Source organism: Aulosira sp. FACHB-615, from assembly GCF_014698045.1.
GTDB lineage: Bacteria > Cyanobacteriota > Cyanobacteriia > Cyanobacteriales > Nostocaceae > Nostoc_B.
This window is the reverse complement of the sequence record NZ_JACJSE010000014.1, coordinates 29,124-44,028: the sequence shown is the minus strand read 5'-3', so window position 1 is coordinate 44,028 and position 14,905 is coordinate 29,124. Positions and strand designations below refer to the sequence as shown.

The window sequence follows — 14,905 nt, the reverse complement described above, 5'->3', positions numbered from 1 at the left end:
ACTCTCCCAATCTGTGAAGTAGTAGTTAATCATCCAGACGTAGTTAGTATCAATTTTGGCATTATTTTTGAGGAATTAGTTAGCGATCGCTACCATTGTTCACAGAGTTAAAAGCAGGCGATCGCATTTTAATTTACTACCTGAAATATAATTCTGCTAAATCCAACCTTTGACCTCAGCATCTGTCAACTGTCGTTCTAATTTTGCGTATTCACTCTTAGCAGCTTGTAAAATATATTTCATTTCTACCGCTTCCCCTGCATCGGCGGCTAAAAAGGCGGCATTCAGGGCAATGTTACGAATATTACCACCAGATACATTCAATTTTGCCAATTTACTAAAGTCTAAATCTTGGGTGGGTGTTTGCTGCGGAAAGATGCGTTGCCAAATCTCGTTGCGTTGGGTGACATCGGGGAAGGGAAACTGGACGATAAACCTAATCCGGCGCAGAAATGCTTGGTCTAAGGAAGCTTTTAAGTTGGTGGTGAGAATCGCTAATCCTCGGTAAGATTCCATACGTTGGAGTAAGTAGCCGACTTCAATATTAGCGTGGCGATCGTGGCTGTCTTTCACTTCGCTACGCTTACCAAATAAGGCATCTGCTTCATCAAACAGCAAAATTGCGCCGCCTGCTTCTGCTGCATCAAATACGCGGCGTAAGTTTTTCTCTGTCTCGCCAATATATTTACTCACAACTTGGCTTAAATCTATACGGTATAAATCTAAACGCAGTTCATTAGCTATGACTTCAGCAGCCATTGTCTTACCTGTACCACTAGCACCCGCAAATAAGGCACTAATCCCTAAACCTCTACCGCCTTTGTTGCCAAATCCCCACTGTTCATAGACTTTAGCCCGTTGTCGGACATGGGCTGCAATATCGCGTAAAACTTGGCGTTGGGCTTCTGGTAAAACTAAATCATCCCAAGTGACACCTGATTCAATTGGTTGGGCTAATTCATCTAAACGCGATCGCGCTTGAGAACGGCAGGTATCCCACAATAGGGTGCTGAGTGCTGAGTGCTGAGTGCTGAGTGAGGAGTGGGGAGTGGGGAGTGGGGAGTGGGGAGTGGGGAGTTGATTGGTGAGTTTTGATTTACCTATGGCTTCTGTGCAAACTGTGTGAATAGTGGCGGCGCTGAGGCTGAAGTGAGAAACTAGGATATCTACGTGACCGTTGAGGGTGGTGGCTACTTCACCTAAAGCATTTTGCCAGATGATGCGTTGTTCGGCGGTGGTGGGTTTGGGAACGTCGATCGCAATTATTGGTTTTTGGGTACATCGCCTGCGTTCACGGCTAATAATAATGAGGGGACTGGAGATATTTGTCATCAAACGAGCGATCGCACTTTCTTTGGCAGCATCGTTACTATCACTTTCCTCACAATCTAATAGTAGTACGCTGTTGGTGAGCATAGCTTCTCGATCCCAAAGCCGCAATAAATCATTGATTTCGTTGGTTCGCAGGTTAGTAATTGCACCTGCTGACATGATGTATAAATTAAGATTAAGTAGCTGACAAGCTGTAGAGGCGATCGCTTTTTTACTACTTACTTCATCCCCACATAATTGAATGATTGGTAAGGTTGTTTCTCCTCTAGTATTTGCCCAAGTTGTTGCTAATTGTTCTGCCAAAATCTGATGGGAATTTACATGGGTAATATTTTGAGTTTCCAGAAATTTCACCACACCTTGTAATCTCTCATCCAAATTATTCAACCCTAGTAAATAATGTAAAATTCGCTCATCAATTCGTAAGGGACTGAGATTCAAACCAGAACCTTCCGCAATTTGAATTAACTGCCAACGTCGTAAAGGTGCATCAGGTGTTAAAGCATTCCAATGTGCTTGAGGTAAAACTAATGTAGCCAACATAAAATTTGGATAAGGTTTACCCACACCACCTGGTGCATTGGTACATGAAAAACCCCAATTTGGGTCTAATTCCATACCAACGCACAATAGTAAAATATAACGTTCAAAATCTGTCAAACTAAAAATCCGACAAAGATTATTTAGTGCAGCATTATTCCAATTATTTTTAGCATTCAATTCTAATGGCAAATTTTCTTGATTATTTTCTAATAAAGTCCGAACTACAGCTAGTTCATTCATCAAATAATTATAATTATTGACTTGCAACTGCATTTAGTATTTATCCTTCTTTAAAAGTTTAGCTATTTTCTATAGCAATCCTAAATGTTTGATAAACATCTCCCCCTTGTCTCCCTTGTCTCCCCTGTCTCCCTTGATTTAAGAAATAACCACTACTGGCCCGATATATTGTTCAAATGTGGGACTGTTGGAGTCTGTATCAACTGTGAATAAACTTTCTGCACCATCTACAATCAAACGGACTAAATAACTTCCTGGTAAACAATCATGAATTGCAAAGGTAATTGAGTTGGAACTATTGCGGCGATTTTTGGTTTGCTCAGTAGAATAACCAGTAAATTGGGTGAGGGAAAGTTCTGTTAAAACTAAAGTGACTTTTTGTGTTTTTTCAATATTCAAGTTAACAGTAATGGTTATATCAGCCGATCGCGGTTCATTGCCTCTACCATGTACATTAGATACAGTGATATCTAAAATAGTCGGGCGTAATAAGAAAGGTACAACATTAGAATTTACCTTAGCTTGGGGATGAATTACTTGTAAACTCTGGACACCAGCCCTGAGAGATTCTACCGGGATAGTAGCTAGATTTAAGGTAATTTGCTTGTCTGTCACATCTTGGGGAGTGGTTGTGATATCACCGATGCGGACTTGGGTAATATCTGCGCTTAATTTATTTCCTTGAATTAATAATGTACTGTCAGCCAGAATTAAGGATGTAGCTGCATATTGGGTTTGCCAAATTTTTGCTATTTCTTCTACTACTTTGATTTGGGCGATCACAGGTTGATATGGTGTAACATGACGCTGAAGATTGCGGACAGGTAAGGGTTTTTTCGGAAGTTCACCGCTATCGATTAACACCACACTGGCTTTATAAGCTAATGATAAAGCATAAGGTGTTTGAAAAAATACCGTCCAAATTTTGGAAATTTCTTCGATATTCAAATCAACGGGAGAAATGGCGATCGCTTCTACTTGTTCGGCTAAATTAGAATCAGCTAAAAATGTCAAAGTTGCATCGCTGACGGTTTCTTGAATCATTGCTTGGGTAAGAATCGATTTGCTGTTGAAGGTGCGAACAACACTACCCATAAGGCGCTGTGGTTCTAGTTCTACATCGTTACCGTAACAAGTCAACAAGTAGTATAAATCTAAACCTGTTTGCTGTCGTTTAGTATATTTCTCATCAGAATAGCGTTGTCTTAAATCAGCACTCCGCCAAGCACTATTCAGCAGAATATCATAAAGATAAATGTTCACGCCTGCTTCTGGTGTAGCATTATTCAAGCGGTCTGGTCTTAGGGTTGTCACTCGCGCACCATCCACATCTATTTGAACACTGGCTTGCAATGTTCTTTGCAAAGTTGCGGTGACAGTGGCGATGGCTAAATGGTTACTCATTGTTATAGTGCTGAGTGCTGAGTGCTGAGTGAATTTTTATAGTGTTAGGTAATGAAGAAAGTGAGACATTAAAGTTTTTGAAAGTAAAAAGTAATGATTTTAGTTGAATAATATTTAACAACTTGTCTCTCAACATTTTTCTCATAAACTCCTGGTTATTATTCATATATTACTCAGCACTCAGCACTCAGCACTCAGCACTTTCAACTCAGCACTTAATCATGGACAAACCAAACCGAGTTTTAAAGCTTTGACAATAGCTTGGGTGCGGCTGGTGACGCTTAATTTTTCAAAGATGGCTGTTAAATGTGCTTTGACTGTGGCGACTGTAATATATAAATGTCCTGCGATTTGTTCGTTAGAAGCACCTTGAACTAACCAATTTAAAACTTCTTGTTCTCTTTCTGTGAGATGAATACAATGATTACCAAAGTTTAATGAATTGCCTGTGTAGTAGTGAAATAATCTAAAAAAGGCAGTGGCGACGGCTGGTGGTAAATAAACTTGATGATTAATGACAGTATTGATAGCTTCGCACAATTGGGTTGCTAATTGGTCTTTAAATACATAACCACAAGCACCAGCCTGCATAGCACGAAATATCCATTCATCTTGTTGATGAGCAGATAATATTAATACTTTGCCGTTATAAGATAATTCTCCCAGACGGTTTAGGGCGGTAATGCCGTTTTCTGGCGGTAATTCTAAATCTAGTAAGATTAACGCTGGATGTTGTTCAACAGTTAATTTTACTGCTTGTTCAACAGATGCAGCTTCTCCAATTACATTTAATCCTATATTACTGCTACTTGTATAAAAGTTTAATAAGGTGCGTATTCCTTGACGAAAATGCGGTTCGTCATCAACAAGTAGAATCGAGATTACCTCTTTTTTAGGATTCATGGTAGTGTGCCTGGGATATTTAAGAGAAGTCAGGAGTCTAAAATCTGAATTAGCAGACCATCTGAAACTGTGAGAAGCTGGCAATATAGCGTTGCTCGGTTGAGTACAGTAAAGAGATAGAGGCTAGAAGCTAGATGAATATATTTCATTGGAATAAAAAACGCTATATTAAATCTGATTGCTTTTTACTTTTACCTTTTTACTTTTGACTTTTATGGGGTAATGTAAAGGAAAATTGAGCGCCACCTGTGGGGAGATTTTCTGCCCATAAGTTACCTTGATGTGCCAAGATAATTTTTTGGGCGATCGCTAGTCCTAAACCTGTACCACCGAATCGTCGAGAATAATAAGGCTTAAATATTTGCTTCAAATCTTCTGGTGCAATTCCCGAACCGCGATCGCAAATTTCTATTAACACTTCATGACTATAAGCGCACCAATTACAAGTGATTGTCCCACCAGTTGGACTAAAATGAATCGCATTTCCTAATAAATTATCAAACACCTGTTTCATCTGCCAGTTATCTACTGTGACATATACAGGCTCTTCAGGATATTGAATTGTTAAGTTTTTTTCTGTTAGTAAGTGCTGTAAAGTTTTAATACATTCCCTAGTAATTGTTTGCAAATTATATTTTTTTAAGTTTAAGTTTGCCCGTTGTCCCCGGTAAAGTAAATCAGTTAATTTCGCACTCAACTCATCGACAGTTTGGCGAATCAAGATTGCTTGTTCTTGTAAACTACCCTCTGGTAATGCCAAGCGCAGATTTTCAGCATAGAGATTAATCAATGCTAAAGGATTTCTCAGTTGATGTTCTGCTTGTCCGAGAATTTGAGATAAAGCTAAGATTTCTTGTTGTTGTTGCGATCGCTCTCGACAAATCACTAAATAATTACTTAATATTTGAGCATTCCCCAGCAGTAACTGTTGCTGTTCCGCAGACAGCAATTTATGAGTACATATCAATATATATTCGCCGATTGCCAAACTCTGTTTACTTATCCGACAAACATAGCTATGATAAACGCCGGATACTGCCAATTCCGTAACTTGTAGAACTGGTAAATCATCTCGCCACCAAGTTTCTGCTTGCAAATATGCAAAATCTGGATGGAATTTCCCAGACGTAAAAGAATTTGTTTGGTCATCCTGTGTCATCTGCACAGAACATAAATCTTCTGTGCTATACTCTGCCACTATCTGCCGTTTTTCTGTTGCTAAATCGTAATAAACCGTCCAGATAGCCACATTTGGCAACAAGGCTTTTAATTGTTGAATATTCAGCTGACAAATTTGGTAAAAATTTAACTCTGGCAGTTTATTTTCTAAATTGTTTACCAACCAAGGTCGCGGCAATTGAGAGGTTAATTTTTGTGTAGCCACCCTCATCCTATTTTACACTCCGAAACACTATAGCAACTCAGAAGCATTAGAAATGCTACCCAATCTCAAATATTTTTGCTTGGAGAAATTATGCTTCTTACTGTATAAATACGGACGAAATCAGCTTACTCTACAGCTTGTAAAATTGGGGAATTTAAAACAATAATTTTACAATATCGACCAAAGTCTAATAAACGCTAGACATCTAGATCCCTAAGCTAGAAAGAGTTAGCCCAATAGTGGCAAATTAGCCAACAAAAAAGCCTGATTCCAAGGTTTATTTTGTGCTGTCAGCCCTCCACCTTCCAATACGGTTCGGTTAAGATCCCCCCGCCTACGGCGACCCCCTTAAAAAGGGAGTAAAAGATAATTTTCAGCCCCCCTTTTTAAGGGGGGTTGGGGGGATCTCAAAATACTAAAACGTTAGCCGAACCGTATTGCGCCAACTTCCGTAAGTCTTGTAGCAAAGTAGTTGCTTTTTGCTTGCGGAACTCTGGTAAGAACGCTTCAATCTCCATAGATTCATACTGGCGGTAAAAACCTACCAGCCAGAGTGATTAAGGGAGCATTTCAGTCACCCTGCTGTTGTGTTTTATGATCCCAGCTGCTACCCAGACTTTAGCAAAAATTTTAGCTGGCGGGATTTCCCTGCTCAGTACAGAGCAAATTGATTTCAACCATCCTGGTGTGAAACAGAATATCAACCCTAGACTGAATTTATATTGTTACAACATTCAAGAAAGTGTTGACAAACAACAGTCTAATTGTCAGCAACCGGCAGACAAAAGGAAATTATTCTTATTAACACCAAGGTGGTTTGAACTCTCATTTTTGGTAAGTGCTTGGGATTTTACCAGTTTAAGTGAACAGCGTATCTTATCCGAGGCATTAATACTACTTTTGCATCATCATTCATTACGAGAAGAGGTGCTGGCTCCAGCACTGCGCGGTCATGGCGAATTAGCAATGACCGTTTCTGCTATTCATCCTTTGGATGCTGCGGCTTTGTGGAATGCGTTAGGAGTACCATTGCGTCCAGCTTTGTATGTGACATTAACAATTCCCCTAAACCTGGATAGTGATTTTGTCACTGAGCCAAGTTTGGTTGACTTTTCAAAACCAACAAAAAAAGTATGAAGTGTGAAGAGAGGCTAGGGGTTAGGGGTTAGAGGCTAGTATTTTTACTTTTAACTCAGCACTCAGCACTCAGCACTTCAAAAAATAGGAAAACCAAGTGTTATGCCAAGATTAGATTATTTTGCACCTGGTGTCTACGTTGAAGAAGTAGACCGAGGTAGTCGCCCCATAGAAGGGGTAAGTACGAATATCGCCGGCTTTATCGGTTTTACCGAAGATGTCAGAGGCGATGCGGAATTGTTTAAACCGATGCTGGTGACATCGTGGAACGAATATTTAGAATACTTTGCTAAACAAGGTTCTGATGGTTACACCGATTTTGATGCTTATTTACCTTTTGCGGTAAATGGTTGGTTCCTCAACGGTGGTGGACGTTGTTGGGTAGCGAGTATCGGTACAAAACTACCCGGTTCTCAGCCACCACCGCCAGAAGAAACCGCCTTAAAAATTCGTACCAGTGGGAACCGTCCTGCTTTAAGTTTTGCCCTTAAGCCGGCTGAAGATGATGATGACGGTGGTGCAGAAGGCAGAATTAACGTTTCTGTAACGGAAAGTGAACCGCGTCCGCCAGAAAACCCAGAAGCAGAACCACCCGCAAATACTGGTGAATTTTTCAAAGTCTTAATTAGCCGCAACGGTGAAATTCTAGAAGAATACGACCACTTATCCATGAACCCGCAAATTGATGCGGCTGTGGGTAGTTATGCGGTGACAGCTTTGCAAGATTCGCAATTTGTCACGGTTGCAGACTTAGAAACACCAGGACAACCCCTGTCTCGCCGTCCAGCTAACGGTAATTACGAAGTTAGTCCACCGCCAGTAGTTTCCACCCCTGACCGTTTCCCCAGAGATGTGCAAGGTGTGAGAGACGATCGCACCGGGATGCAAGGTATCTTTGAAATTGATGAAGTTACCATGATTGCTTTCCCTGACTTGATGCGGGCTTATCAAAACGGCATCTTGGATTTGGATCAAGTCCACGGCATCATGGAAGCGATGGTGAGTATGTGTGAAAATACTGCCCCCAACCGGATGGTAGTATTAGACCCACCCCCATGTAAAGGCGGTGGCGCGGCTGTACCTCCCACCCAGGTGAAGCCCCAGCATATTGCTCAGTGGTTGAGTGCATTTAATAGGCGATCGCAATTTGCCGCCCTCTACTATCCTTGGATTAAAGTCCCCAACCCCCGTAACGGTGGTAGACCAATTTTAATTCCTCCCGCCGGTCACATGCTGGGCGTTTGGTGTCGCACCGATGAAACTCGCGGTGTCTACAAAGCACCCGCCAACGATACACCCAGAGGAGTCATTGGTTTAGCCTACGAAACCAACCTCCGCGAACAAGAATTACTCAACCCTCTAGGTATTAACTGTATCCGTACTTTCCCCAACCGTGGTATCCGCATTTGGGGCGCTCGCACATTGGTCGAACCAGATAACGTGCAATGGCGTTATATCAGTGTCCGCCGCTTGATGAGCTATATCGAGAAATCCGTAGAACTCGGTACTCAATGGGTAGTATTTGAACCCAACGACCAAGACTTATGGGCGCGTGTGACTCGTACCGTCAGTAACTTCCTAGAAAGACTCTGGCGGGAAGGTGCTTTATTTGGTGCTTCGGCTGCGGAAGCTTTTTACGTCAAATGCGACTCCAGCATTAATACCCACGAAACCATGATGTTGGGGCGGTTGTACATCGAAGTTGGTGTTTGTCCTGTGCGTCCGGCGGAATTTGTCATCTTCCGCTTTAGTCAATGGTCTCCTAACCAATAAAAGTAGGTGCAGAGGTGTAAGGGAAACCATATTCCCCTACACCCTCACACCCTTGTACCCTCTATTACAAACTAAGGAACTACAAAGATGCCTGAATTAAAACCAATTGCTGCTAGTAATTTCTACTTTGAAATTGATGGCATGACCGATATGGCTTTTAGCAAAATTGGTGGTGTCAAATTTGAAGCTAAAGTCAAAGGTCAAGATAAACCTTTAATGTCTACAAAAGGTGGCGTTACTGTCAGACAAATTAACTCGGCTGGATTTGAAGGACTATTTACAATTGACGTTTCTACCCTCATGAGTGGAGATAGTGATAGCACCAGCAAAAAAATGTATGATTGGTTTAAAAAATGTATGCCCAAAACTGAAAAAGGTGAAGGCAAATGGGCAGACAGTAAAAAAACTGGAGCTATAGTTGCCTACGATACTGATGGCAATGAAGTAATGCGTTGGGAATTAAAAGAAGCTTGGCCTTCTCAATATAAAATCGGAGATTTAGATGTGAATGGCAACGATTATATTGAAGAAACTTACACTTTAACTTGTGAAAATATGAATCGCAAAAAATAGATTTTGCCTAATTTTTAGTTAATTAATTATTACCTATTTATCTGGAGGTTGATTTATGCCAGAGTATATCTCTAATGCCAAGTTCTACTGGGAAGCTGACGGACTGACAGAAATTTTAATTCAGAAAATCAGTGGAATGCAAATGAAAATGATAGTTGCAGGTGGAGATGCACCTATTGGTGTCACCAAAGATGGTAAAACTCAAACCCAAGCTACTATCGGTGGTGTAGAATGCTCAGAAATCACCATTGAGTGTGTAGCAACTGCTGATTCTAAACAACTGCTTGATTGGTATAACAAATGCCATGCTGAAGCTCTTTCAGGTGGTAAATCAGAAGGACGCAAGAGCCGGAAATTAGGTAAACTTTCTATCTATGATGGCGAGCAAGAAAAAATTCAATACGAATTTACAGATGTCTTTCCTACCAGCTACGGAACAGGTGATTTTACAGCAGGTAGTGGTGATTTATTAACCGAAACAGTCACAGTTGGTTTTACTTATTTTGAAAGGAAGAAGTAAGTAGAAGTGTGAAGTGTGAAGTGTGAAGTATGAAATTAAAATCATACCTTTTGCCTCCTACCTTCCCACTTCAGACTTTTATTTCATATTTTATATAGTAAAATATATGGCTGACTTTCCCGAAATTCTGACGAATAGCCGATTTTATCTGGAATTAAAGCTTACTGGTAGCCAAGAACCTGTGGATGGCTATTTTATGGAATGCCAAGGTTTTCAAACTACACAAAAAGTAATAGAAATTTCCGAAGTTACTCCCCAAACTTGGGGGAAAAGTGGTAATACAAGTGGTAGAATTATCACTACAAAAATCCCTGGTAATATATCTTATTCTAATATTGTGTTACGGCGTGGTTTAACTATTTCTATGACTATGTGGAATTGGTTAGCGGCTGTACAAGAAAGTAAATGGGGTGACGAAAGACGTGATGGTTCTTTGGTCATTTATAATCAAGCTGCGGAAGAAAAATTTAGATTAGAATTTAAAAATGCTTGGCCTGCTAATTATAAAATTAATGATGTGAGTGCCTCTGGTAGTGAACATGAAATTGAAGAAATAGAAGTAGTAGTAGAAGAATTAAAACGAGTAAAAGTAGCATAGAATGTTGCAAACTGAATTTGAATTTACTTTACCGAAAGGGTATCTTGATGCAGATGGTAATTTACACCGTAAAGGTGTGATGCGTTTATCCAGAGCGATGGATGAAATTATTCCTTTACGTGACCCCCGTGTAAAGTCAAATCCAGCTTATGCAACAGTCATTATTTTATCTCGTGTCATTACTAAATTAGGTGCTTTAGATGAAGTGACACCTGCGGTTGTGGAAGATTTTTTCGCCTGTGATTTAAGCTATTTACAAAATTTTTATCGTCAAATTAATGAATTAGAAGAAGTGGGGAGTGGAGAGTAGGAAATAGGGAGTAGAAGAAAATCACAAATGACAAATAACAAGTAACCAATGACAAGCATTTATACAGAATTTAATTTTACTCTTCCTAGAGGTTTATTAGATACTGAGGGGAATTTGCATCGCCAAGGTGTGATGCGGTTGGCGACAGCAAAGGATGAAATCATTGTCCAAAAAAATCGGGCTGCTCAGGAAAATGTCACTTATGCTGCTATTGTTATGCTCTCACAAGTAATTACTCGTTTGGGAGATTTAACAGAAATTACTCCAAGTTTACTGGAAAATCTTTTCTCTAAAGATTTGGCATATTTGCGAGAGTTTTACAATCGAATTAATCAGCAAGGTGATGCAGAAATTCCTGTCCAGTGTCCCCAATGTCAGACTAAATTTCAAGTGGAGTTGGCTTTAGCGGGGGAATCATAGGCTACCCCTCAGATTTACTACATGAGGAGGTAGCCTGTATTGCATTTCATTTCCACTGGAGTTTAGCAGATATTATCACTTTAGAACATTCTGAGCGTCAACGCTGGGTGAATGAAATCGGTAAAATAGTCCAGCCAGAGTAACTGAGAAACTTTATATCATATAGGCAAATTTTTGGGTACATACTTTAGGAAGATGCCCTACTATTTAACTCAGTCTAAATTTATTCTGGTGTGTCAAATAACTGCTTTCTACAGAGGTTTAGCTTTGAGCTAAACCTTTTTTATGATTGATGGTGTTGTAAGAAAATAAACGCTACAAAATCACTAGTTATTTCAGAATAAATTTTACCATAAATCTCAGATGTAACTAAATTGTTTCTATCTTTAGACAGATAGGTGAAATATATTATGGTCAAAATTAATAGAGTAATCATAAATGATTTATCAACATCTCCCTTGTCTTCGTTATTCGCATATCATAATTTCTAATTTTTGTACACAACTAGAAGGAAGATGAACTACATCTAGTAAGGAGATAAATTATCTAGATATGGTAAACACCTGGTATATATGGGCTTGGCTAATGTCCAAGCCTTTTTCATATTTTTGAGACAAACAAATTTATTTTCAAAGTAGTAATTATTAAAATATTTGCTGTATTTATATTATGTAATATGCCCGCAATTTATGTGTTATTTAGAAGTGGTTACTTTTTGTCTTAAGCTCATATCAATTTGCCTGTTATTTAGGTACATCCTCAAGATAGATGAGGTCTATGAAAGAAAATCATAAATTAATTGAGTACGTTGTTAAGCACAGCAATTTTTAAGGTTTGGCTCTTGACCAAACCTTTTTTGTTGTTGGATTTTTGGAAAAATATATTTATGTTTATTGATGGGTAGTTTAAGCCGAAAAAGCTACTTTTTGATTTTGGTATTATCAGTTATTTAATTATTTGTATACATCCTTTAGAGAGATGAACTAACGGATGACCTGGGATAAATTAAGCTTGGTGTAGTAAATGCTTGGTATACATAAAGGCTTGGTTCACCCAAGCCTTTTTTTGTACATCTTTGCAGTGTCATATTATGACGAAATCTGAGCTTACTTGTTTGGCGATCGCACATAAGTCAATCACACTCAGAATATTCACCCAAGTTTATTACATCCGTAATTTTATCCGAGTTTACAAAAAATTGTTGAAATACTTACATTTTGCTTTATAGTACTACGTGTCAAGCAAATAGTCTAGCAAGTAAACTGTTGAAGTTTCATTAAGACAACCAATATTTAGACTTTCCGTGGGAATCATATAGACAATTCCGCTAACAACGACTAGAGGTGATTACATCCGATGAATTTATGTAAATTCCCGGTAATCTTACTTAACTAAACATTACATTATGTCGGATTTGGACAAAGCTGATTTTTTTTAAGTGTAACCACTGAGAAAAATCTAGTTAAATTTTGCTAATTTAGCAGTGTTCTTTAAGATTTGCTTATCTAAAAGTTGATGAAAAGTCAGGGGATAGTTTTAATTTTTACTGTTGGTAAAGTTAACTCTCCTGATGCTGACAATTTCAACAGCAGTAATTAATTTAACTTTTCATTACCCATATAAATAAAAGATGTAAATGCCAACAGCCACAGCATCAAGTTACGATCCCCTAAATTTAAACTTAAGTATTTGTAGTATTTTTGACGCAAGAACTGAGTTTTATGGGGAATAGTAACTAAAAATGTACGAATTTATATGAAACGTCTTGAATGTAGCTGAAGTAAATGCAAAATCTAACTCCTATGAGTAGTCACCGGTTAATCCAAAAACTACATCCACTATCTTTATTAGCACAGCTAACTAGTCGGCGTGCGACGGGTTGCTTACGTGTATTTACTGGTTCAACTTCATGGTCAATTCATCTTGAAGAAGGTAAACTGACTTATGCTTCTTCATCTGATAAGGTGTTTGAGAGGCTTGATAATCAGTTGCGGCGTTTGAGTTTAAATATTCCCTCGCTCAATAGTGCAACTCGCGTCCAAATGCGACTGATGTTTGAACCAGCCAATGAAAATCTGTCAATCCCATATCCAGATTACCAAGCAATTTGTTGGTTAGTAGAGCAGCGTTACATTAGTTCTATGCAAGCAGCTACTTTAGTAGACGAATTAGCTAAAGAGGTGCTGGAATCATTTTTAATTTTAAAAGAAGGAACCTACGAATTTTATCCTGACAGTTCCTGGAATGAACTACCAAAATTCTGCCAGTTAGACTTGCGTTTGCTAGTGGAATATTGCCAAAGACAACTACGACATCGTTACCATACCCAGCAACCAGCGAATGTTGCTAAAGGTTCGCCAGTTTTACCCTCAATTAATGCACTATCGCAGAAAAAGACATTAACCAAAAATAACAATTTTGACTCTGGTGAAAATGGCAATCAAAAACATATCAAGCCACGAGAAAGAAATAGCTTATGTACAGTTGCCTGTATTGATGATAGTCAAACTGTATTAAATTCTATCAAATTATTTTTAGATGAAAATACATTTTCAGTGGTGACAATTAATGATCCAGTTAAGGCATTAATGCAGATTCTCCGCAGTAAGCCTGACTTGATTTTGCTAGATGTTGAAATGCCTAACTTAGATGGTTATGAACTTTGTTCATTGTTACGTAGGCATTCAGCCTTTAAAAATACACCCATCATTATGGTGACTGGAAGGACAGGATTTATTGATAGAGCAAAAGCCAAAATGGTCAGATCATCTGGCTATTTAACTAAACCTTTTACTCAATCAGAATTGCTGAAAATTGTGTTTAAACATATTAAATAATACTATCTTAACTACAATAAGGAGAATTAGGAGTGAGTTTAACTTTGGTTGGCACAATTTTAATTGTTGAAGATTCACCCAGCGAATTAGAATTGATGAGCCATTATCTCAAAGAAAGTGGCTATAACGTTATCAAAGCTAGTGGTGCAAAAGAAGCTTTAGAGCAAGCTATTTCACAAACGCCAGATGTGATTGTAACTGATGTTGTGATGCCAGGAATGAGCGGTTTTGAGTTGTGCCGTTCACTGAAAAAAAATCCCGCAACCCAAAAGTTACCCATAGTTATTTGTAGCTCCAAAAATCTCGAAATTGATAGATTATGGGCTATGAAACAAGGGGCAGATGTGTATCTGACTAAACCATACACCAGAGAACAGTTATTAAGAGCTATTAAATCAGTGGTGCTTTAATCAATGAATAATACTAACGTCATCCTTGCGGAAAAAACACTCCAAAATCATCTAGGAGATGGCTATTTAAAGTTTCAGCTAAATCAACAAACATCAGCAATATTGGCAATGAATCACACTCAAGAAGCCGTGATTTTGCCTGTAGAAGCGATAACACCTATGCCCAATATGCCGGGATGTATTTTAGGCTTGATGAATTGGCGTAGTCGAATAATTTGGGCGATTGATTTACCCCGAATGCTGAATTTAGAAGCGATAGATACAAGAAGACAACAGTATAACGTCATTGTGATTAAAGCAGAATCACTGCTTTTAGGTTTAGTTGTACAAGAAATTAAGGGAACAACTAAAATTTTGGTTGACGAGATTCATTCCCCAATTGGACAAGTAGCATCTAGTTTAGTTCCTTATTTGCGCGGATGTGTTGTACAGCAAGAAGAAATTTTACTGGCGTTAGATGCACAAGCAATTGTGCAGTCTTCTATTCTCCGCAGTGATTAAGTTATCTGATAACAGATAAC

At 38.8% G+C, this 14,905-nt stretch carries 16 protein-coding genes; 12 read left to right on the top strand and 4 right to left on the bottom strand.

The genetic code is table 11. The annotated features are described in order from the left end of the window. Nucleotides 1-156: 156 nt before the first annotated feature. From H6G77_RS20975 to H6G77_RS20960, 4 genes are all read right to left on the bottom strand, one after another. Entirely contained in the window at nucleotides 157-2,148 is a 1,992-nt protein-coding gene (locus H6G77_RS20975; RefSeq protein ID WP_190872635.1) for an ATP-binding protein, read from the bottom strand. Between the two features lie 105 nt (nucleotides 2,149-2,253). Continuing rightward, entirely contained in the window at nucleotides 2,254-3,519 is a 1,266-nt protein-coding gene (locus H6G77_RS20970) for a DUF4255 domain-containing protein (RefSeq protein WP_190872634.1), read from the bottom strand. Nucleotides 3,520-3,738: 219 nt separating this feature from the next. Beyond that, nucleotides 3,739-4,422: a response regulator transcription factor gene (locus H6G77_RS20965; protein WP_190592548.1), complete on the bottom strand. Its 684-nt coding sequence runs from the start codon at nucleotides 4,420-4,422 to the stop codon at nucleotides 3,739-3,741. Nucleotides 4,423-4,621: 199 nt separating this feature from the next. Beyond that, on the bottom strand, nucleotides 4,622-5,812 hold the full coding sequence (locus H6G77_RS20960) for a sensor histidine kinase KdpD (protein WP_190872633.1): 1,191 nt from the start codon (nucleotides 5,810-5,812) through the stop codon (nucleotides 4,622-4,624). A gap of 588 nt (nucleotides 5,813-6,400) precedes the next feature. On the opposite strand from H6G77_RS20960, the gene H6G77_RS20955 reads away from it, so the two are divergent. The 12 genes from H6G77_RS20955 (at nucleotide 6,401) to H6G77_RS20905 (ending at nucleotide 14,885) form a co-directional block, all read left to right on the top strand. Then, complete coding sequence (locus H6G77_RS20955; protein ID WP_190671559.1) at nucleotides 6,401-6,943, top strand: Pvc16 family protein; 543 nt, start codon at nucleotides 6,401-6,403, stop codon at nucleotides 6,941-6,943. Nucleotides 6,944-7,045: 102 nt separating this feature from the next. After that, nucleotides 7,046-8,716 carry a phage tail sheath C-terminal domain-containing protein gene (locus H6G77_RS20950; protein WP_190872632.1) on the top strand — a complete coding sequence of 557 codons (1,671 nt, stop codon included), beginning with the start codon at nucleotides 7,046-7,048 and terminating at the stop codon, nucleotides 8,714-8,716. Nucleotides 8,717-8,803: 87 nt separating this feature from the next. Continuing rightward, nucleotides 8,804-9,289 carry a phage tail protein gene (locus tag H6G77_RS20945; protein WP_190592552.1) on the top strand — a complete coding sequence of 162 codons (486 nt, stop codon included), beginning with the start codon at nucleotides 8,804-8,806 and terminating at the stop codon, nucleotides 9,287-9,289. Between the two features lie 55 nt (nucleotides 9,290-9,344). Next, nucleotides 9,345-9,809: a phage tail protein gene (locus H6G77_RS20940; protein WP_190592553.1), complete on the top strand. Its 465-nt coding sequence runs from the start codon at nucleotides 9,345-9,347 to the stop codon at nucleotides 9,807-9,809. Between the two features lie 106 nt (nucleotides 9,810-9,915). After that, nucleotides 9,916-10,407 (top strand): phage tail protein, encoded by a 492-nt coding sequence (locus tag H6G77_RS20935; protein WP_190592554.1) that lies wholly within the window; start codon nucleotides 9,916-9,918, stop codon nucleotides 10,405-10,407. 1 nt (nucleotide 10,408) lies between these two features. After that, a complete protein-coding gene (locus H6G77_RS20930; RefSeq protein ID WP_190592555.1) occupies nucleotides 10,409-10,717 on the top strand; it encodes a hypothetical protein in 309 nt (102 codons plus the stop codon). Between the two features lie 48 nt (nucleotides 10,718-10,765). Beyond that, nucleotides 10,766-11,137, top strand: a complete 372-nt coding sequence (locus H6G77_RS20925; protein ID WP_190872631.1) for a phage tail assembly protein — start codon at nucleotides 10,766-10,768, stop codon at nucleotides 11,135-11,137. Further along, entirely contained in the window at nucleotides 11,101-11,280 is a 180-nt protein-coding gene (locus H6G77_RS36505; protein WP_313934165.1) for a DUF6760 family protein, read from the top strand. The genes H6G77_RS20925 and H6G77_RS36505 overlap by 37 nt, the downstream gene beginning before the upstream one ends. A 947-nt stretch (nucleotides 11,281-12,227) precedes the next feature. After that, a complete protein-coding gene (locus H6G77_RS20920; RefSeq protein ID WP_190872630.1) occupies nucleotides 12,228-12,365 on the top strand; it encodes a hypothetical protein in 138 nt (45 codons plus the stop codon). 556 nt (nucleotides 12,366-12,921) lie between these two features. Beyond that, nucleotides 12,922-13,974, top strand: a complete 1,053-nt coding sequence (locus H6G77_RS20915; protein WP_190671553.1) for a response regulator — start codon at nucleotides 12,922-12,924, stop codon at nucleotides 13,972-13,974. A gap of 32 nt (nucleotides 13,975-14,006) precedes the next feature. Next, nucleotides 14,007-14,384: a PleD family two-component system response regulator gene (locus tag H6G77_RS20910; protein ID WP_190592559.1), complete on the top strand. Its 378-nt coding sequence runs from the start codon at nucleotides 14,007-14,009 to the stop codon at nucleotides 14,382-14,384. Nucleotides 14,385-14,387: 3 nt separating this feature from the next. Then, the gene (locus H6G77_RS20905) at nucleotides 14,388-14,885 is read left to right on the top strand and encodes a chemotaxis protein CheW (RefSeq protein ID WP_190872629.1); all 498 of its coding nucleotides are present in this window, start codon (nucleotides 14,388-14,390) and stop codon (nucleotides 14,883-14,885) included. The last annotated feature ends 20 nt before the right edge of the window (nucleotides 14,886-14,905 follow it).

What these genes read in the sequence shown, in the direction of transcription:
- H6G77_RS20975 (WP_190872635.1), bottom strand. Translation starts at nt 2,148, where the DNA reads ATGCAGTTGCAAGTCAATAATTATAATTATTTGATGAATGAACTAGCT.
- H6G77_RS20970 (WP_190872634.1), bottom strand. Translation starts at nt 3,519, where the DNA reads ATGAGTAACCATTTAGCCATCGCCACTGTCACCGCAACTTTGCAAAGA.
- H6G77_RS20965 (WP_190592548.1), bottom strand. Translation starts at nt 4,422, where the DNA reads ATGAATCCTAAAAAAGAGGTAATCTCGATTCTACTTGTTGATGACGAA.
- H6G77_RS20960 (WP_190872633.1), bottom strand. Translation starts at nt 5,812, where the DNA reads ATGAGGGTGGCTACACAAAAATTAACCTCTCAATTGCCGCGACCTTGG.
- H6G77_RS20955 (WP_190671559.1), top strand. Translation starts at nt 6,401, where the DNA reads ATGATCCCAGCTGCTACCCAGACTTTAGCAAAAATTTTAGCTGGCGGG.
- H6G77_RS20950 (WP_190872632.1), top strand. Translation starts at nt 7,046, where the DNA reads ATGCCAAGATTAGATTATTTTGCACCTGGTGTCTACGTTGAAGAAGTA.
- H6G77_RS20945 (WP_190592552.1), top strand. Translation starts at nt 8,804, where the DNA reads ATGCCTGAATTAAAACCAATTGCTGCTAGTAATTTCTACTTTGAAATT.
- H6G77_RS20940 (WP_190592553.1), top strand. Translation starts at nt 9,345, where the DNA reads ATGCCAGAGTATATCTCTAATGCCAAGTTCTACTGGGAAGCTGACGGA.
- H6G77_RS20935 (WP_190592554.1), top strand. Translation starts at nt 9,916, where the DNA reads ATGGCTGACTTTCCCGAAATTCTGACGAATAGCCGATTTTATCTGGAA.
- H6G77_RS20930 (WP_190592555.1), top strand. Translation starts at nt 10,409, where the DNA reads ATGTTGCAAACTGAATTTGAATTTACTTTACCGAAAGGGTATCTTGAT.
- H6G77_RS20925 (WP_190872631.1), top strand. Translation starts at nt 10,766, where the DNA reads ATGACAAGCATTTATACAGAATTTAATTTTACTCTTCCTAGAGGTTTA.
- H6G77_RS20920 (WP_190872630.1), top strand. Translation starts at nt 12,228, where the DNA reads ATGACGAAATCTGAGCTTACTTGTTTGGCGATCGCACATAAGTCAATC.
- H6G77_RS20915 (WP_190671553.1), top strand. Translation starts at nt 12,922, where the DNA reads ATGCAAAATCTAACTCCTATGAGTAGTCACCGGTTAATCCAAAAACTA.
- H6G77_RS20905 (WP_190872629.1), top strand. Translation starts at nt 14,388, where the DNA reads ATGAATAATACTAACGTCATCCTTGCGGAAAAAACACTCCAAAATCAT.